Genomic DNA, 18,549 nt, shown 5'->3' with positions numbered 1-18,549 from the left:
AAGGAACCGGCGCCGGCCGGGAGGCCCCCGCCTGGCGTCAGGCCGGCGCCAGCGCCTTGTTCAGCACCGCGCGGATCCGCTTTTCGGAGACCGAATAGGCGGTTCCCAGTTCGACGGCGAACAGGCTCACCCGGAGTTCCTCGATCATCCAGCGGACCTGGCCGAGCTCGGTCCCGGCCCGCCGTCCGGGCAGCAGGGCCGACACGGCGTCGTCGTAGTCATCCTCAAGGGCCTGCACGGCGGCCAGGTTCAGGGCGTCGCGCGCGACGTTGCCGGGGAGCTTCTCGAGGCGCTTCTCGATCGCGGCGAGGTAGCGCGGCAGCTGGCTGAGCTGGGCGTAGCCCGTGCGTGCCACGAAACCGGGGTAGACGAGCTGCTGCAGCTGGCTCCTGATGTCATTGAGCGCACTGATCAGCGCCAGGCTGGTGGTGCCCTTGAGCTGCTTTTCGATCCGGCGGGTGCTGGCGAGGATGCGTTCGACGACGGCCGTGACGGTGAAGACTGTGTCGATCAGCTCGGCCCGGACCTGCTCGTAGAGGGCCTTGAAGGACGCCTCGTCCCAGGGCAGCCCGGCCGGGGTGAGTTTGTCGATGGCGGCCAGGGCGCAGTCCGCGATCAGGGCCGAGACGGAGCCGTGCGGGTTCTGGCTGAATGTCAGCTTTTCGGTGTTGTTCAGGTGTTCCAGGACGTAGCGGTCCGGCGGCGGAACCTTGAGGGCGAGCAGGCGGATGACGCCGCCGCGCATGGCCTGTTCCTGTTCGGAGGAGGTCTGGAAAAGCCGCAGGGCCACGGAGCTGCCCTCATCGACCAGGGCCGGATAGCCGGTGACGGTGTGGCCCTTCACGGTGCCCTGGACCTGGCGCTGCACCGTTCCGAAGGACCATCCGGTGAGCCCGGACTTCTCGGTGAAGCCCGCAGGAGAGCTCGCGGCGGCCGCGTCCGGGGCGGCGCCGTTGCCGGAAGCCTTCCCCGTCCGGGCCGGTGACTTCGGCGCCGTCGTCCCGGGGGTGGCGCCGAGGGATTCGGCGATCGCGCGGCGGGTGGCCGGTGCCAGGCGTTCCTGCAGCCCGGACAGGTCCTTGCCCTCATCCAGGACCCTGCCCTGGGAGTCCACCACCCGGAAGCTGACCCGCAGGTGCGGGGGAACGGCGTCCCAGTTCCAGGAACCGGGCGGGATGACTTGCCCGCGGATCCGGCGCAGCACGAGCTCCAGGGAGGCCTCGAGGGCATCGGCGGCGGGATCGAAGCCGGCCTCGAGGGCCGCCACGGCCTGCCGGGCCACATCCGGTGCCGGCACGAAGTTCTTGCGCACCTGCTTGGGCAGCGACTTGATCAGGGCGGTCACGAGTTCCACCCGCTGGCCGGGGATCAGCCAGCGGAACGCGGCGTCGTCGAGCTGGTTCAGGAACAGCACCGGGACCTCGGCGGTGACGCCGTCCGAGGGGTTGGGCGGGGAGCCGGGCGCCACGGGGTGGAACTCGTAGCTCAGCGGCAGCTCGAAGCCCTTGTGCAGGAGGGTCCTGGGGTACGCCGAATCATCCAGGGCGTCCGCGCCATCGCTGATCAGCAGCGACTGGTCGAAGTCGAGCAGCGTGGGATCCTGCTGCCGGGCTTCTTTCCACCACTTGTCGAAGTGCCGTTCGGAGACGACGTCCGGGCCGATCCGGGCGTCGTAGAACTCGAAGAGCGTCTCGTCGTCCACCAGGATGTCCCGGCGGCGCATCCGGGCCTCGAGCTCCTCGACCTCGTGGAGCAGGGCACGGTTGCGGTGGAAGAACTTGTGGTGGGTCTGCCAGTCGCCTTCCACGAGGGCGTGCCGGATGAACAGCTCGCGGCACAGCTCCGGATCCACCTTGCCGTAGTTGATGCGCCGGCTGGGGATGATGGGCACCCCGTACAGGGTGACCTTTTCATGGGCCATCACCGAGCCCATTTTCTTGGACCAGTGCGGTTCGCTGTAGCTGCGCTTGACCAGGTCCGGCGCCACCTGCTCCACCCAGAGCGGATCGAATTTCGCGGCCACGCGGGCCCAGAGCCGGCTGGTCTCGACCAGTTCGGCCGCCATGACGAAGGTGGGGGACTTCTTGAACAAGGCCGAGCCGGGGAAGATCGCGAAGCGGCTGCCGCGGGCGCCGGCGTACTCGCGCTTGCGCTCGTCGAGGATGCCGATGTGGCTCAGCAGGCCCGCGAGCAGGCTGATGTGGATGCCCTCGTGGTGGCCCACGGGGTCCGTCAGCCGGTTGTTGTCCAGGGCAATGCCCAGCGGGCGGGCGAGCTGGCGGAGCTGGCCGAACAGGTCCTGCCATTCGCGCACGCGGAGGTAGTTGATGAACTCGTTGCGGCACAGCCGGCGGAACGCGGTGGAGGAGAGCTCCTGCTGCTTCTCCTGGAGGTAGTTCCAGAGGTTCAGGAACCCGGTGAAGTCCGAGTTCTCGTCCCGGAAGCGCGCATGCTTTTCGGCCGCGAGCTGCTGCTTGTCCGTCGGGCGTTCCCGCGGGTCCTGGATGGTGAGCGCCGCCGCCAGGATCATGACCTCGCGGACGCAGCCGCGCCTGCCGGATTCCACGATCATCCGGCCGAGCCGCGGGTCCACGGGCAGCTGGGCAAGCTGCTGCCCGACGGCGGTCAGCCCGCCGCCGTCGCCTGTACCGGCCGGACGCAGGGCGCCGAGTTCGCGGAGGAGGCTGACGCCGTCGTTGATGGCGCGGGAGTCCGGGGGCTCCACAAACGGGAAGTTTTCCACGTCCTTGGGCCCGCGGGCCACGCCCATGGCGGTCATCTGCAGGATGACGGCGGCCAGGTTGGTGCGCAGGATCTCTGGGTCGGTGAACGGCGGACGGGACTCGAAATCCTCTTCCGCGTAAAGCCTGATCGCGATGCCGTCGGACACGCGGCCGCAGCGGCCGGAGCGCTGGTTGGCGGAGGCCTGCGAGACCCGCTCGATCGGCAGGCGCTGGACCTTGGTGCGGTGTGAGTAGCGCGAGATGCGCGCGGTGCCGGTGTCGATGACGTACTTGATGCCGGGCACGGTGAGGGAGGTTTCTGCGACGTTGGTGGCCAGCACGATCCGGCGCTTGCTGCCCGGGTGGAAGACCTTGTGCTGTTCCTGCAGGCTCAGCCGGGCGAACAGGGGCAGGATCTCCGTGCCGGCCAGCCGGCGGTTGCTCTGGATCCGGGCGGCCAGCGCCTCGGCCGCGTCCCGGATCTCGCGCTCGCCGGAGAAAAAGACCAGGATGTCGCCCGGGGCTTCGAGGGCGAGTTCGTCGACGGCGTCGCACACGGCGTCGAGGGGGTCGCGGTCCTCCTCGAGTTCGTCGTCGGAGGCAGCTACGCCGTCGTCGCTGGCATCGTCGCCGGTGGGGGCGCCGCCGGCCGGCTGGGAGAGCGGGCGGTAGCGGATTTCGACCGGATAGGTGCGGCCGGAGACCTCGATGATCGGCGACGGTTCTTCCTCGGTGCCGAAGTGCCTGGCGAAGCGCTGCGGATCAATGGTGGCCGAGGTGATGATGATCTTCAGGTCCGGCCGCTGCGGCAGGATCCGCTTGAGGTAGCCGAGGATGAAGTCGATGTTGAGGCTGCGCTCGTGGGCCTCGTCGATGATGATGGCGTTGTATTTGCGCAGGAGCTTGTCGCGCCGGATTTCCGCCAGCAGGATGCCGTCGGTCATGAGCTTGATCCTGGTGTTGCGGCCGACCTCGCCGGTGAAGCGGACCTGGAAGCCGACTTCCTGGCCGATCTCGACGCCGAGTTCCTCGGCGATGCGTTCGGCGACGGTGCGGGCGGCGAGCCGGCGCGGCTGGGTGTGCCCGATCAGGCCGCCCTCGCCCAAGCCCAGTTCCAGGCACATCTTGGGGATCTGGGTGGTCTTGCCGGAGCCGGTCTCGCCGGCGATGATGGTCACCTGGTTGGCCGCGATGGCTGCCATCAGGTCTTCGCGGCGCTCGGAGACCGGCAGCTCGGCGGGGTAGGAAATATGCAGTGTCATGGCTGGACCCAGTCTACTGGGGGCGGGCCTGGGCTGTCCGTTCCGCGGTGTCGGATCGTTTACCGACGTAGATGGCGGCCAGACCCGAGCGGGAGGTGACCCGGAGCTTGGCGTAAATCCGGGTGAGGTGGTACTGGACGGTCTTCACGGAGACGTAGAGCTCCGCCGCGGCCTCCTTGTTGCTCAGCCCGGAGGCGACGAGCGCGGCTACCGCCTTTTCCTGCTCGGTAAGGTCGTCGGGGCCGGCAGGGGCCCCCGGGTCCGCCCGGCCGGTTCCAGCGTCGACGTTTCCGGCGTGGCCGGTTCCTGCCTGGCCGTTTCCTGCCTGGCCGGAGGTGCCTGCCGTGCTGACGCCGCTCGCCCGTATTTCACGTGAGCACCGCTCCACATAGGCCCGGGCACCCAATACCGCAAACAGCTCGCGTGCTTCGGCCAGGATGGCGGCGGCCTCCCGGCGTTTCCCGGCGCGGCGGAAGGACTGGCCGTAGGCAAACTTAACCCGGGCGCGCGCGAACGGCAGGGGAAGGCTGTCGAGCTGGGCGAGGCCGCCCTGGAAGCTGGTGCGGGCCGCGTCCAGATCTCCGGCGGCTGCCTGGATCCGGCCGCGGACGTAGGCGAGGCGTGCAAGCGTGGACCGGTGCCGGCGGCGCGCCGCCAGGTGCTCGTGCGGGACAAGGAAGGCATCGGCTTCCGCCACGCGGCCCACCATCACCAGGGCGTTGGCGTAGTGGTCCTGCCACGGCCAGAACCCCGGTTCGTCGATCCCGTTGTCGCGCTGCATCCGCAGCACCGGTATCAACGCGCGGATGACGCCGTCGTAGTCGGCCCTCGTCTCGGCGACCTGGGCCTGCGCCAGGCAAAAGGGCAACAGCATGGTGGCGTAGCTGTCGCTCGCGGCAGCGCCGCGTTCCAAATGGTGGGCGGCTGCGTCCCAATTCCCGCGGAGGGCGTGGATCTGGGCTCCGCTCCAGTGCAGCAGCGGCCGCGTGAGTTCGACTCCGGACTCCTCCTGCATGGCAACCGCGTGCTCCACCGTCGTCAGGGCGTCGTCCCAGGCTCCCAGCGCGAAGTCCGTCCTGGCCAGCCACCCTTGCGCCCACAGCGAGATGCGCTGCGAACCGTGGGCGAACTCCGTCGGGACGGCTCCGGCCAGCTCGGCCCGGGCTTCCTCCACCCGGTCCATGGCCAGATGGAGCCAGCCCTTGCCCATGTCGATGCGCTGGTGCTGTGCGCTCCGTTCCGGCAGGCGGTCCGCGGCCTGGTAACTCTTCACGGCCTCGGCGTAACGGCCCATGGCGCCCAGGCCCAGCCCTTCGATGGCCTGCGCCTCCACCGCCGGCGGGCTGCCGGGTGCAGCCAGGCGTCTGGCCCGCTCCGCCCAGGAAACGAGGTCCGGTCCGTGGAAGCGGGCCAGGGCGTGCAGGACCTGCCGCTGGCAGATCCGGGCAGCCGTCCCGGCGTCGGTGGCAGGGTCGACGCTGGTCCACGCCTTCTGGAGCAGTGCGTCCGCCTGCGCAGGGCGCCCCCGGAGAACGGCAAGGTAGCCGCGGACGGCGTCGGTCCGCGGACTGGGCGCGAAAGAGTCCAGGGCATCAAGCGCCGCCACGGCACGGGGGAGTTCGCCGGCGCCCACCATGGCGTCGACGGCCTTGACGAGGAGCAATTCACGCGCCGGCGCCCAGGGATTCAGGCGTGCCGCCGTGGCATAGGCATCCGCCGCCCGGTGCCAGGCGCCCGCCGAGGCGAATCCCTCGGCGGTCTCCTCAAGTTCACCGGCGAGGGCGGCGTCAGGGAGCAGGGCAGCGGCGGCACGATGGTTCAGCCGCTGGGCCGGGGCGGGCAGGATGGCGGCGGCCGCGGTATGCAGGGCCGCCCGGCGGGCCGGCCCGAGATGCTGGTAAACCGCGGACCGGAGGACAGGCAACGGGAACTGCAGCATCGTTTCCGGTCCGGCCGTGCTGACGCGAAGCAGGCCGGCAGTGTGCGCGGAATCCACGGCAGCCACGACGTCGGTGATGCCGGCCAGCTCCGCGGCCAGGGCAAGCGGCGATCGGACGCCCAGTACGGCCGCCGCCTCGGTAAGGGCAGCGCCGTCCGGCGGGAGTCCGTTCAGGCACGAGGTGATCGAAGCGACATAGTCCGCGGGTGCGGGCAAGGTGTCAGGGCCCTCCGACCAGGCCGACACCGGGAACTGCTCCAGGAGGGGCCGGATCAGTGCCGGGTTGCCGCCGGTGTGGTCCACCAAAGCCCGGGCGCCCGACGCCGTGAGGCCGGGGCCGGGGGCACCGCGCCACATTGCCAGCACGTCATCCGGCGTCAGCGGTCCAAGCCTGATCGCCGCGGCGCCGGGGATGCCGAAAAGGTCGGCGAGTCCGGAAGCCGGTCCGCCGGGCCCGGGATCGACGCACAGGATGGTCAACAGTGCCAGCGGGCCCACCCGGCGGAGCGCGTACAGGAGCGCCTGCAGGGACGGGACGTCCGCCAGCTGGACGTTGTCCAGCCAGAGGATCAGGGTGGTGTCCTGGCCGGCCAGGCTGTCCAGGACCGCCAGAAGGGTTTCGCCGCTGGCCCGAAGGGTGCCGGCCGGGCTGCCTCCCGGCCCGGGCCATCCGGCGCCCGCCGTCCCGTCCGGGCACTTCGCGAGCAGTTGTTCCAGAACGCCGAATTCCAGCTGTTGCTCCCACGCAGCGCCGGCGGCCCGCAGGATGAGGGTGTCTTCACGGGCTGCGTCGGACTCGAGGAAGCTCTCCACCAGGGCCGTCTTGCCCATGCCTGCGCCGCCGCTGATGACAGCCAGCGCGGGCCGGGCCGTTCTAGCGGACCGCAGCAGGCCCAGCAACTGCTGGGCCTGCGCGGTCCGTGCGTAATGGAGTCCTCTGGCGTCGTTGTCAGGCATGGTTCCCAACAGTAGCGGACGGACTCATCGCCACGGGGAGCGGCATTACAGTTGGGCGGTTGCCGGCGCCTCGTCCGCTGCTGCGAGCGGTGCAGCATCCGGTGCAGTGGACGCCCGGTGCCTGCGGACGAAGAAGGTGACGAGCCCACCCGCCAGCGCCACGGCGGCAAATACCACAAACGCCACATTGCTGGGTGCCTTGGCGCTGATCAGGAACCCGCCGGCCAGCGGCCCAACGATGCCGCCGAGGCGGCCGAAGCCTGCGCACCAGGCGACGCCTGCCGCACGTGCCGGCGTCGGGTAGTAGTTGGACACGAACCCGTACACGAGCACCTGGGTTCCCAGGCTGCCCACTCCGGCGAAAGCGACGGCGGTCAGCAGCACCGCGAACGGGAAGTCGACTGTCAGCAGGACCAGGGCGGCCGCTGCGATAACAAACGTCGTGGAAATAATGGCCCGGGGTCCGAACCTGTCTGCGCTCCGCGAAGCGACGAGGCCGCCGATCACGGCGCCGCCGTTCAGGGCCAGAAGGAATGTCAGCGAATAGGTCTTCCCGTAACCGTGCTGTCCCATGATTTCAGGGAGCCAGGTGTTCAGGCCGTAGGTCAGCAGCAGGCCGCAGAAGCTCATCAGGCCCAGCAGGATCGTGGGCGTGCGGTAGTTGCCGGAGGCGAGCGCCGCGAAACCGGCGAGCGGACGGCCGTCCTTTCTTGCCGCTGGCGGAGGCTGCTCTGAGGTACGGGAACGCACGGACGTCGTGCCGGCGTCGGGCGTGCCGTCCTCCAGCGGAATACCGGTCGTGATCGAGAGCTGGAGGGCCTGCTCGGTGCGGCCGCGGGCCAGCAGCCACCGGGGAGACTCCGGCAGCTTCAGCAAGGCCAAGGGAAAGAGGATGACGAGGGGAAGCGCGCCGATGATGAAGAGGCCACGCCAATCTGTCACGCCGTTCAGCACAATGGCCAGCAGGGACGCGAGCAGTCCTCCGGCGGGCACACCCGAGTAGACAAGGGCATTGTAGAAGTTGCGCTTGCCGGCGGGGGCGAATTCGGCGACGACGGCGCCGGCCGTCGCGACGAGGGCACCGACGCCGATCCCGGTCAGGAAGCGCTGGAAGCCGAACGCCGGGATGCTGGTAGCCATGGACGTCAACGCCATGCCCACCGAAAACCAGACGATATTGATGAGCATGAGCTTCCGGCGGCCGAGAAAGTCACCCACGGCGCCGGCGGTGAGCGCGCCGACCATGACGCCCATCAGGGCGTAGCTTCCCAGGACGCCGGCCTGGGCCGCGTCCAGGGCACCCAACTGGCTGGGGTCGCGCAGCAGGGACGGGACAACGGTCCCGTAGACGACGAGGTCGTAGCCGTCAAAGAGCAGGGCGGCGGCCGCAATGGCCATCACCCAGCGGAGGGTCTTCTTGCGGGTTGCATCCGTGGATGCGGGTAGAGCGTTCATAGGTGGCTCCGGTGCCTGGGCCGCGTCATTGCGGCAGGGTGGGGTGGGCAGGGTTGAGCTGGGGGTTGAGCTGGGGCCGGGAATCCCCGGTGGCTGGACGTCCGCGGTGGCGGTTGCTCAGCCCAGGTCGCCGCCGGCGACGGCGAGGACGCTGCCGGTGATGTAGGAGGCCTCGTCGGAGGCGAGGAACGCGATGGGACCGGCCTGTTCTTCGAGGGTGCCGTACCGCTTCATGAGCGAGGAATCGAGGGTCTGGTCCACGATCTGCTGGTACCAGGCCTTTTCCTCCGCCCCTTCGGGCTGGGGGCCGCGGACCACCTGGCGGGGCGGAGCTTCCGTCCCGCCCGGTGCCGTGGCCACCACGCGGATCCCGTACGGCGCGGCCTCGAGGGCGAGGGCGGCGGTGATGGCTTTCACGCCGCCTTTGGCCGCCGCATAGGGAACCCGGTTGACGCCGCGCGTGGCGACCGAGGAGACATTGACGATCACGCCGCCCCGCCGGCTGATCATGTGCGGCAGGACCGCGCGGCAGGTCCAGAGCGTCGGGAACAGGGAGCGCTGGATTTCCTTGCTTATTTCTTCGGGTTCGTAGTGTTCAAAGGGCTTGGCCCAGATGGTGCCGCCCACGTTGTTGATCAGGACGTCGATCCGGCCGTGCCGGGCCAGCGCCGCGTCGATGGCGGCGCTGGCCCCGTCATATTGCTCAAGGTCCGCGGTGACGGCGAACGCGGATGCGCCGTCCGCCGCAAGTTCGGCGGCGGTTTCATGGACCAGTTCGGCGCGGTCCACCAGGACCGTGTCTGCTCCTTCTGCAGCGACGCGCTCGGCAACGGCGCGGCCGATGCCCTGCGCCGCTCCGGTGACGACGACGACCTTGCCCTCAAATCTCTTCGGTGAGATGAATCGGCTCAATGGTTGTCCCCGGAGACCTCGGCGTAGGTGCGCTGGCCCTCGTGTTCCTCCACCGTTTCCTTGACCGAGCTGGTGGAGCCGACAGCGAAGCGTTCGTAGTAGAAATTCTCGGGGGTGATGCCCTGCTCTGCCCAATAGCCGCGGACGGCGTCCACCATGGCCGGAGGGCCGCAGAGGTAGACGTCCACGTCCCCGTCGTTGAGCATCGTCCCGGTGATGTGCTGGGTGACGTAGCCCTTTTTCTCCGCGGTGCTGTCCTTGTCGGCCACGCAGTAATCGAACGTGAACTGGTCGATCACGCCGGCATAGTGCTCCAGCTTGTCCAGTTCGACAAGGTCCTTGTCGAAGGTCACGCCGTAGACCAGGTGGATCGGATGCAGGGGATGGCCTTGTGGGGTGGTGGCGATTGTTTCCAGCATGGCCAGCAGGGGTGCGATGCCGGTGCCGCCTGCCAGCATGAGCACGGGACGCTTGACGTCCCGCAGGAAGAAGCTCCCCATCGGGCCGGTCAGTTCCAGCTCGTCCCCGGCGGCGGCGTCCTTCAGGTAGCCGGTCATGGCGCCGTCGGGGGCCGTGCGGATCAGGAATGCCAGCTCCTCCAGCGCCGGTCCGCTGCTGAAGGAGTAGGAACGGACGGCGTCCGTCCCGGGGACCGCCAGGTTCATGTACTGGCCCGGGAGGAATTGCAGCGTTCCGCGGTCCTGGATCCGCAGTGACAGCGCCGCGGTGTTGTCGGAGAGCCAGCGGAGATCCTGGACCGCCGCCTTGTAGGTCTTGGCGGTCACCTTGGCCATCTCGGACGTGCCCGAGATCTGCAGCACCAGATCGCTCTGGGGCGTCATCTGGCAGGGCAGGCAGAAGCCCTTCTCGGCTTCCTCGTCGGTGAGGGCCTCATCGATGTAATCGCCCCCGTCGTACGTGCCGGACTCGCAGAACGCCTTGCACGTCCCGCAGGCGCCGTCGCGGCAGTCGAAGGGGATGTTGATGCGGGACTTGTAGGCGGCGTCGGCCACGGTTTCATAGCCATTGACCGTGACGAAACTCGTCACGCCGTCTTCGAAGCTCAGGGCAACCTGATACGTCATGTGAATTGCTCTTTTCAGATGTGGTAGATGTCCACGATGTGGTGGATGTAGTCGTTCTTGAGGACGACTTTTTTCTTCGTGATGACCGGCTGCGTGCCGGAGAAGTCGATGGTGTAGAACGAGGTCCCGAAGTAGGGGTCGATGTTCTGGTAGCGGTAGTACAGGGTGAACCAGTTGAACCGGATATCCACGACGGCGCCGCGGGCCTCGACGATCTCGACGTTGGTGATGTTGTGCCCGGTGCGCGGTTCGGGCAGGCTGGTGGCGCTGGAGCGGTCGGTCTTGATGCGGAACACCCGGTCCTCGAGGCCGCCGCGGTTGGCGTAGTAGATCAGCGAGATTTCGCGCTGGGGGTCGCTGGTGAGCTGGTCGTCGTCGGCCCAGGCCGGCATCCAGAACTCGGCGTCCGGGTGGTAGCAGTCCAGCCAGCGGTCAAAGTCCCGGTCATCCAGGAACCGCGATTCGCGGTACAGGAACTGCCGGATATCTTCCAGGGTGACGGCGCCGGCCGGCGCTGCAGCGTCCTGGGCTCCGATGTTGATTATCTCTGTCATGGTGTTCTCCTCAGGCTCGGTAGGGGCCTAGTTCTGTGCGGCGGCTTGGGCTTCTTCTTCGGCGGCTGCCGCCTTGCGCATGGCTTCCACCCAGTAGCCGTGGTGGACGCCGTACAGGCCTTCGTCCTCGGTGCGGGCGCCGCTGGAGATCGGCTTGAGGCCGATCTTGTCGGCGTTCTCGTTGGGGCCCTGGATCTGGTGCATCGCTCCGCGGCTGAGGTCGTTCCACTTGGCGGCGGTGGCGAGGTAGGTTTTCTGGCAGGACCGGAACTCCTCGAGGTCATCCGGGGTGGCCATGCCGGAGGCATTGAAGAAGTCCTCGTACTGGCGGATGCGGTTGGCGCGGTTCTCATCGGACTCGCCCTTGGGGGCTATGCAGTAGATGGTGACCTCGGTCTTGTCCACGGAGATGGGGCGGAAGTGGCGGATCTGCGAGCCGAACTGGTCCATCAGGTACACGTTGGGGTACAGGAGGAGGTTGCGGGAGATGTTGATCATCCAGTCCGCCTTTGCCTCCCCGTACTTCGCCACGAGTTCGTCGCGGCGGTCGAACAACGGACGGTTGCTGGGGTCCAGCCACTCGGTCCAGAGCAGCAGGTGGCCGTGCTCGAAGGAGTAGTAGCCGCCCTTCTGCTTGGCCCAGCCGCCCGCATCCATGTTCTTGGTTTCATTGGCGGACTCGCCCGTCGTCCGGCGTGAGGTGGTGGCCGCGTAGTTCCAGTGCGTCGCGGACACGTGGTAGCCGTCGGCACCGTTCTCGGCCTGCAGCTTCCAGTTGCCGTCATAGGTGTAGGTGGACGCGCCGCGCAGCACCTCCAGGCCGTCGGGGGACTGGTCCACGATCATGTCGATGATCTTGGTGGATTCGCCCAGGTGTTCCTCCAGCGGCAGCACGTCCGGGTTGATGCTGCCGAAGAGGAACCCCCGGTAGCTCTCGAACCGGGCCACCTTGGTGAGGTCGTGGGAGCCGTCCTTGTTGAACTGCTCCGGGTAGCCGGCGTCGCGGGGATCCTTGACCTTGAGCAGCTTGCCGGTGTTGTTGAAGGTCCAGCCATGGAACGGGCAGGTGAACGTGGTGCGGTTGTCCGTCTTGCGGCGGCACAGCATCGCGCCGCGGTGGCTGCAGGCGTTGATCAGGGCGTTCAGGCCACCCTGCTTGTCGCGGGAGATGATGACCGGCTGGCGGCCGATGTACGTGGTGAAGTAGTCACCCACGTTGGGGATCTGGCTGTCGTGCGCCAGGTACACCCAGTTGCCCTCGAAAATGTGCTTCATTTCGAGGTCAAACAGGTCTTCGTCCGTGAAGATGCTCCTGTTCGCGCGGAAGATGCCGTTTTCGTGATCCTCCACGAGGGCTTGGTCAAGCTGGGCGCGGATGCCCGCCAGGGTCTCGGTCATGTTGGCTCCTATCGGTGTCGGGCCTCGCTGCCCGGGGTGACGGGCTGCGTTGCCCGTGCGGACCGCCGAACGATCGGTCGGTCAATGGTGAGTGCCCTTAACTCTGCCAGAGGGTGGTGCGCGTCACACTAGGCATTTGCCTAGCCTCGCCTAGGCATCGATTCAGACGCTGAAAGTCTGAAAGAAGACGAATTCCCTATGTGTTGAATACCAAATACGGCCCTACGCTGTTGAACCAACAACGAACCGAGAGGCCCGGAAGGAGCAGGTGCAGCCTGGAACTTCGGCACCTGCGCTATTTCGTGGTGGCTGCGGAGACCTGCCATTTCGGCCAGGCGGCCGAACGGCTGCAGATGGCGCAGCCGCCGTTGTCCCAGCAGATCCGGCAGCTGGAAGCCCGCGAGCAGCTTGTCGTGGCACTCCCGGAGGGCCACCGGCTTGCCGCGACGGAGTCGGTGGCCGTCGGTGAACTGCGGATCGAGGATTTCATCATGTACACCGCCGGCTCCCGGTCGGTGGTCAATGATGCGGTGATCCGGGCGTGCCGGGCTGCCGGTTTCCATCCGCGCATTGCCCACGAATCAGCCAAGACGTCCACCCAACTCTCCCTCGTGGCGGCGGGCCTGGGCGTGGCCGTCCTGCCTTGAAGGCGTGGCTGATCGGCGTGGGCGAGGACGGCAAATGTATCGGTAGTTTGCGGAGTAGCTTTTGAACGAATAGCTCTCGAGAACGCAGGATTATTGGGCAGCCGTGGTTACTTTTCAGGGCTGGGACTCGCGTTCTGCGATGATGCGGTCGCGCTCGGCCTAGACGGCCCCTGCGTGGGACTTGGGCACTTCGTCCGGCCAGTTGAGCACTGTAGTTGGCCGGACGGTTCGACGTTGCCGCCGGCCGCTATTTGTTCTATAACTTATAGAGCAAAGGCGGGAGGTGGGAGTGATGATCCTCAACGTCGACCTGGCCAGCGAGGTGCCGATCTACCAGCAGCTTCGGGACCGGATCGTGGAGGCGATCGCCGAGGGCGTGCTGGCCGAGGGCAGCTCGTTGCCGGCCACCAGGACGCTCGCTGCGGACTTCGGGATCAACTTCCACACCGTGAACAAGGCCTACGATCTCCTGCGCCAGCAGGGCCTGATCCGGCTCAACCGCAAGACCGGCGCGGTGGTGACCCCGACGGGCGCGGACCCGCCGTTCCCCGCGGAGTGGACCGCGAGGGCACGGACCCTGCTGGCCGAGGCCGTCGCCAGAGGATTACCGGCCGACGAGGTTCTCAAGACCTGCCGGTCGATACTCGATTCATTCGGTACCACGCAGCCAGAGGACACGCCATGACCGTTGCCATCGCCCTGAGCTCCGGGTTGTCAGCACTGGTGCTCGCACTCGCCCTGGTGCTGCCCTCGATCACCAGCCCGGCCGTGCCCTTCGGCGTTCGGATACCGGCCCAGCGTGCCGAGGACCCGGCGGTGGTCAGGCAGACCCGCATCTACCGATGGCGGGTACTCGTCAGCGGGATCGTCGCCGCCGGTGTCTGCGTCGTCATCTACGGCATCACCGGCGAAACGTTGCTGCTGCCGTTGTCGGTGCTGGTGCTCGACGGCGTCTGGTGGGGCTGCTTCTTCCTGGCCAACCACGAGATCCGCGCCGCCAAGGCCGCCGGGGGCTGGTACGAGGGCCTGCACCAAGGCATCGCGGTGGACACCGGACTGCGGACCGATCCACCGCGGTTTCCCTGGCTCTGGCTGGCGCCGGCGCTGATCGTCACGGCCGCCACGGTGGCGATCGGCGTGATCAGCTACCCGTCAATGCCCGAGATGCTCGCGGTGCACTACGGCGCGAAGGGCGTGCCCAACCGGTTGGCCGCCAAATCGGTCGGGACCGCCTTCTCTCTGGTGTTCGTGCAGATCGGCGTGACCGCGCTGCTCGCGGGTATCGCGGCGGCCATCTTCCGCAGCCGGCCCGACATCGACCCGGCACACCCGGTCGGCTCCGCGCGCTGGTACCGCCAGTACATGTCACTGGGCGCCAAGGCGCTGCTCGGGCTGGTCGCGATGATCGACCTGGGGATGCTGGGATCATCGCTGCTGATATGGACCGGGACGGTCACGCCGTGGGCGCCGCTGGTGGTCGTGCTCCCGATCCTGACCGGCGTCGTGGTGGCCGTCGTGGTCCTGGCCAGGCACAACCTCGAGCGGGACGAGGGCGAGGAGGACACCGGCCTGACCCACCGGGACGACGACAAGCACTGGCGGGGCGGCCTGTTCTACATCAACCCCGAAGACCATGCGCTGCTGGTTCCCCGCCGGTTCGGTCTGGGATGGACGCTCAACTTCGGCAATCCCAGGGCAGCAATGCTTCTGGCCGGCGTGGTCGCGCTGATCGGCCTGCTGATCACCCTCCGTTTTGGCGGCTGACCACGACCCGCGTCGCAAGTGGACTTCCGTCCCTGCGCAAAGTCGCTGTTCCTTGACGTCTGGGTCGAACACGTGATCGAAGAGGTCTCCACGGAAGACCGCGAAGGCAACAAGGGCACCATCGAGGGACCCTACTACGTGCCCGGTTCGCCGAGCCTCGAGACCCCGGCCACCCTGCCGATGCGTGCGGACGAAAGCGGCACTCCCCTGCTGTTCCCGGGCCAGGTCCGCGCCGTTGACGGGACGCCGCTCGCCGGTGCGCACGTGGAAATCTGGCACGCCGATGACAACGGTTTCTACTCCCAGTACGCCCCGGGCCTGCCGGAGTGGAACCTCCGCGGCACCGTCGTGGCCGATGCACAGGGAAACTTCGCGCTGAACACCGTGCAGCCGGCCCCGTACCAGATCCCCGCCGACGGTGCCTGCGGCAAGCTGATCGCAGCCGCCAGCTGGCACGCCTGGCGCCCGGCCCACCTGCACCTGAAGGTCTCCGCTCCTGGCCGCCAGCTGCTCACCGCGCAGCTTTACTTCGAGGGCGACCAGCACCTGTCCGATGACATCGCCTCGGCGGTCAAGCCTGAGCTTGTCTTGCACCCGCAGGCCCGTGCCGGTGCAGCCGGAAATGAGGTCACGTACGATTTCGTGCTGGACGCCGTCCGCGGCTGAGATCGCGCCACGCACCGGCACCTCACGGGGCCGGCCCGGCCTGGATTCCCAGGCGGGGCCGGCCCCTTGTACGTTCCGGTTGGGCTCAGAAGATCCGCAGCGTGTAGTTGACGCTGGGCAGGTCAAGGGCTGACCAATCGTTCTCCGAGCGGACGGGTGGGGTATGGCCCCGTCCATCGTTGCGCAGGCCTGAGATGGTGGCTGCGACGGCGGCGCTGATGAGGATGATGAGGGCAAATCCGATGAATTCCATACCTCCATGGTTCTCCGTTCCGGGAACCAAAAAAAGTGGCAGAAATGCCCAAAAAGATCTAATTTCTGCCACAATGGATTCATGATCACATCAGTAGCCATGATCGTGGTCCCCAACTTCTCGATCTTCGAGTTCGGGACCGCATTTGAGGTGTTCGGTATCGACCGCTCGGCTCGGGGAAGCGGCGTCCCCGCCTTCGATTTCCGGGTCTGCACCCCGGAGCCGGGCGATGTGCCGATGAAGTCGGGCCTGTCCATGCAAGTGGGACTGGGGCTGGAAGCCGCCGCGGACGCGGACCTTGTCATCATGGCTCCGTTCGGGCGGGATGAGGACGTCTCGGAGGCGGTCCTGGAGGTGCTCCGGGCGGCGCATGAGCGCGGGGCCTGGGTCATGTCCATCTGCTCCGGGGCTTTCGCCCTGGCGCGGGCAGGCCTGCTCGACGGCCGGCGTTGCACGACGCACTGGCACTACTCACAGGAGCTGGCGGCCAAGTATCCCGCGGCGCTGGTGGACGAAAATGTGCTCTACGTCCAGGACGGCCGCATCATCACGAGCGCGGGCACGGCCGCCGGCATCGACGCCTGCCTGCACCTGATCCGGCTCGAGTTCGGCGCGAAGGTGGCCGCCGGCATTGCCCGGGACATGGTGGTCCCCCCGCACCGGGACGGCGGCCAGGCACAGTACATCGACCGTCCCGTCCCGCGCTGCGGCTCGGAGCCCATGGAGGAACTGCTGCAATGGATGCTCGGCCATCTGGAGAAGGACCATCCGGTCAACGGGCTCGCGGCCCGCGTCCATATGTCGCCGCGGACGTTCGCGCGGCGCTTCCGGTCGGAAACGGGGGCAACGCCCGCCGCCTGGCTCAATTCGCAGCGGGTGCTGCGGGCGCAGGAACTCCTGGAGACCACGGAGCTCAATATCGACGAAGTCGCCCGGGAATCCGGATTCGGCCACACGGTTCTCCTGCGGCACCACTTCACCAAGGCGCTGGACACCAGCCCGCAGTCCTACCGGCGCACCTTCCGGGGGCATCTGGCCCCCGTCTGAGCCTTGACCGGGCTATTGCGCAGGCCCCGCTTCAGGGGTGTCCGACGGCGGGTCGTCGGGCCACCCGGCGGGGGCCTGCTCCGACTCGGCGGCCGCCTTGGCGCGCTCGACCAGGTCCCGCCACGGCCCCGTCAGGGCCTGTTCCGGAAGGGTCGCCCGGCGCTGCCCGGCGCGGATGCTGTAGGTGAAGCGGTCGGCCTGGCCGGCGGACACGGCCCGGCCCGGCGGCGGAACGGTGTCCCACGGGCACGCCTCAATGAGGGGCTGCCAGCAGTCGGTGTCGTCCGGCGGCGCCGTCTGGACCGCCCAGGTCCGCGTCATCCCGGCAAACCCGCCGCTGCGCTCGACAGTTATTTTCATGAGCCTGTGATCTCCATCAGGCGGTGATTTTCATGGAATGGATGCTGTGCCTGGCCGCCGTCGGCCGCCGGTGCGGCGGACCGGCGGCAACCCGGTCAGAGCCTTACCTTCACAGTTTCCCACGCCGACCGCACGGCGTCATGCTCCGCGGACCCGCCCCCGAAGAGTTCCTTGGCCGAGGCTGCGGTGGCCCTGGCAAAGGCGCCGAACGTGGCGTTCGGCTTCAACGTTCCGCCGGTCAGCGTCTCGTACCAGATCCTGGCCGGCGCGTCCCAGGCGTTGCCGCCAAGAGCCAAGGCAACCAGGCAGAACGCACGGTTCGGGATGCCCGAATTGATGTGCACGCCCCCGTTGTCGGAGCTCGTGCGCACATAGGAATCCATCGTGTCCGGCTGCGGGTCCTTGCCGAGGATGTCGTCGTCGTAGGCGGTCCCCGGCGCCTTCATGGAACGCAGGGCTGCGCCCTGGACCTGGTCCGTGAACAGTCCCTCGCCGATGAGCCAGCTCGCCTCGGTGGTGGATTGCTGCTTCGCATACTGCTCCACGAGTGCCCCGAAGACGTCGGACAGTGACTCATTGAGCGCGCCAGCCTGGTTCCGGTAGACCAGGCCCCCCGAATACTGGGTGACGCCGTGGGTAAGCTCGTGGCCGATCACACTCAGGGACTTCGTGAACCGTTGAAATATCTGGCCGTCGCCGTCGCCGAAGACCATCTGCTGTCCGTCCCAGAAGGCGTTGTCATAGCGTTCGCCGTAGTGGACTGTGGCATCGAGCGGGAGTCCGTTGCCGTCGATGGAGTTGCGGCCGAAGGCCTCCGCGTAAAGCCTGTGGGTGTCTCCCAGCCCGTCGTAGGCCTCATCGGCGGCGACGTCGCCGGTGGGCGGTTTCCCCTCCTTGCGGACCAAGCTGCCCGGTAGGTTCTCCAGGGACTTGGCGTCGTAGATGGTTCGCTCGGGTGGCCCCGGCTTCAGCTCGCGCATGCCCGGGGAAACAGCCGGTGATGGCACGGCGCGGGACGCCTGGAAGCTCTCGACGTGCCGCAGGGCCTTCCTGGCAGCCTCGGCAGCCTCGAGGAGATGCGGCCTGTCCTGCGCTGCCAGCCGGCGCAACATGTATGGAGGGACGATGGAACAGTACATATGAGACCCCTTAGTGCTCCGGCGGGGCACGGGGCGGTGCGGCGGCCGATCCGGAGTCGAGCCGGCCGCCGGCCGCCCGCAACCCCGCTGCCGATAGGGACAGCCTACGAGGGGTGGCCGACTATTTGCAGGAGATGGTCCTGGCGGGGCGCGGCTTTGGCCCCGTAACGGCCGGGGCCTAGCTGGGCTTGTGAAAAAGTGAAATATCCGACGTTAGCCCGATATTTCACCGGAAAGGATCAGCCCTGGCCCTGGCGTCCGGACCGGCTCCTAGTGGTGTGTCTCCAAAATAGTTTATGAGTGTTCCGTTAAGCTGGGGGCATGTCGAATCCAGCTCCTGCTTTGGTGGTCTCCGATGGTCAGCGTGCCGCGTTGGAGGTGCTGTCGA

At 67.7% G+C, this 18,549-nt stretch carries 14 protein-coding genes and 1 pseudogene; 5 read left to right on the top strand and 10 right to left on the bottom strand.

Annotation, left to right across the window (positions count from 1 at the left end; all coding sequences use genetic code 11):
• Positions 1-37 precede the first annotated feature (37 nt).
• The 7 genes from hrpA to benA form a co-directional block, all read right to left on the bottom strand.
• Positions 38-3,985, bottom strand: coding sequence for an ATP-dependent RNA helicase HrpA (hrpA, locus tag J9611_RS05520; RefSeq protein WP_211878411.1), 3,948 nt, complete (start codon positions 3,983-3,985; stop codon positions 38-40).
• A gap of 13 nt (positions 3,986-3,998) precedes the next feature.
• Positions 3,999-6,881, bottom strand: a complete 2,883-nt coding sequence (locus J9611_RS05515; RefSeq protein WP_211878409.1) for a helix-turn-helix transcriptional regulator — start codon at positions 6,879-6,881, stop codon at positions 3,999-4,001.
• Positions 6,882-6,926: 45 nt separating this feature from the next.
• Positions 6,927-8,336, bottom strand: coding sequence for an MFS transporter (locus J9611_RS05510; RefSeq protein WP_211878407.1), 1,410 nt, complete (start codon positions 8,334-8,336; stop codon positions 6,927-6,929).
• 117 nt (positions 8,337-8,453) lie between these two features.
• A complete protein-coding gene (locus tag J9611_RS05505; protein WP_211878405.1) occupies positions 8,454-9,248 on the bottom strand; it encodes a 1,6-dihydroxycyclohexa-2,4-diene-1-carboxylate dehydrogenase in 795 nt (264 codons plus the stop codon).
• Complete coding sequence (gene benC / locus J9611_RS05500; protein WP_211878403.1) at positions 9,245-10,333, bottom strand: benzoate 1,2-dioxygenase electron transfer component BenC; 1,089 nt, start codon at positions 10,331-10,333, stop codon at positions 9,245-9,247. Before benC ends, J9611_RS05505 begins: the two co-directional genes overlap by 4 nt.
• 14 nt (positions 10,334-10,347) lie before the next feature.
• Positions 10,348-10,887: a benzoate 1,2-dioxygenase small subunit gene (gene benB, locus J9611_RS05495; protein ID WP_211878401.1), complete on the bottom strand. Its 540-nt coding sequence runs from the start codon at positions 10,885-10,887 to the stop codon at positions 10,348-10,350.
• A 27-nt stretch (positions 10,888-10,914) separates the two neighbouring features.
• Positions 10,915-12,285, bottom strand: coding sequence for a benzoate 1,2-dioxygenase large subunit (gene benA, locus J9611_RS05490; protein ID WP_211878399.1), 1,371 nt, complete (start codon positions 12,283-12,285; stop codon positions 10,915-10,917).
• 200 nt (positions 12,286-12,485) lie between these two features.
• On the opposite strand from benA, the gene J9611_RS05485 reads away from it, so the two are divergent.
• The 4 genes and pseudogenes from J9611_RS05485 to J9611_RS05470 all read left to right on the top strand — a co-directional run.
• Positions 12,486-12,932 (top strand): LysR family substrate-binding domain-containing protein, encoded by a 447-nt coding sequence (locus J9611_RS05485; RefSeq protein ID WP_307857027.1) that lies wholly within the window; start codon positions 12,486-12,488, stop codon positions 12,930-12,932.
• Between the two features lie 292 nt (positions 12,933-13,224).
• The gene (locus J9611_RS05480) at positions 13,225-13,617 is read left to right on the top strand and encodes a GntR family transcriptional regulator (protein WP_211878397.1); all 393 of its coding nucleotides are present in this window, start codon (positions 13,225-13,227) and stop codon (positions 13,615-13,617) included.
• Positions 13,614-14,696, top strand: a complete 1,083-nt coding sequence (locus J9611_RS05475) for a DUF1648 domain-containing protein (protein ID WP_211878395.1) — start codon at positions 13,614-13,616, stop codon at positions 14,694-14,696. Before J9611_RS05480 ends, J9611_RS05475 begins: the two co-directional genes overlap by 4 nt.
• A 45-nt stretch (positions 14,697-14,741) precedes the next feature.
• A pseudogene (locus tag J9611_RS05470) lies at positions 14,742-15,362 on the top strand (dioxygenase family protein); the annotation flags it as partial.
• Positions 15,363-15,447: 85 nt separating this feature from the next.
• On the opposite strand, the gene J9611_RS05465 reads toward J9611_RS05470, so the two are convergent.
• On the bottom strand, positions 15,448-15,615 hold the full coding sequence (locus tag J9611_RS05465) for a hypothetical protein (protein ID WP_211878391.1): 168 nt from the start codon (positions 15,613-15,615) through the stop codon (positions 15,448-15,450).
• A gap of 81 nt (positions 15,616-15,696) precedes the next feature.
• Between J9611_RS05465 and J9611_RS05460 the strand changes: the two genes are divergently transcribed.
• Positions 15,697-16,662: a GlxA family transcriptional regulator gene (locus tag J9611_RS05460; RefSeq protein WP_211878389.1), complete on the top strand. Its 966-nt coding sequence runs from the start codon at positions 15,697-15,699 to the stop codon at positions 16,660-16,662.
• 12 nt (positions 16,663-16,674) lie between these two features.
• Here J9611_RS05460 and J9611_RS05455 read toward each other — a convergent pair whose 3' ends face one another.
• Together J9611_RS05455 and J9611_RS05450 are read right to left on the bottom strand one after the other, a co-directional pair.
• Entirely contained in the window at positions 16,675-17,022 is a 348-nt protein-coding gene (locus tag J9611_RS05455) for a protealysin inhibitor emfourin (protein WP_211878386.1), read from the bottom strand.
• A gap of 95 nt (positions 17,023-17,117) precedes the next feature.
• Positions 17,118-18,161 carry a M4 family metallopeptidase gene (locus tag J9611_RS05450; RefSeq protein ID WP_372447763.1) on the bottom strand — a complete coding sequence of 348 codons (1,044 nt, stop codon included), beginning with the start codon at positions 18,159-18,161 and terminating at the stop codon, positions 17,118-17,120.
• Positions 18,162-18,549 lie beyond the last annotated feature (388 nt).

This window comes from Pseudarthrobacter albicanus, from assembly GCF_018224015.1.
Lineage (GTDB): Bacteria > Actinomycetota > Actinomycetes > Actinomycetales > Micrococcaceae > Arthrobacter > Arthrobacter albicanus.
The sequence above is the reverse complement of the archived record's forward strand: the minus strand, read 5'-3'. Positions and strand labels throughout refer to the sequence as shown.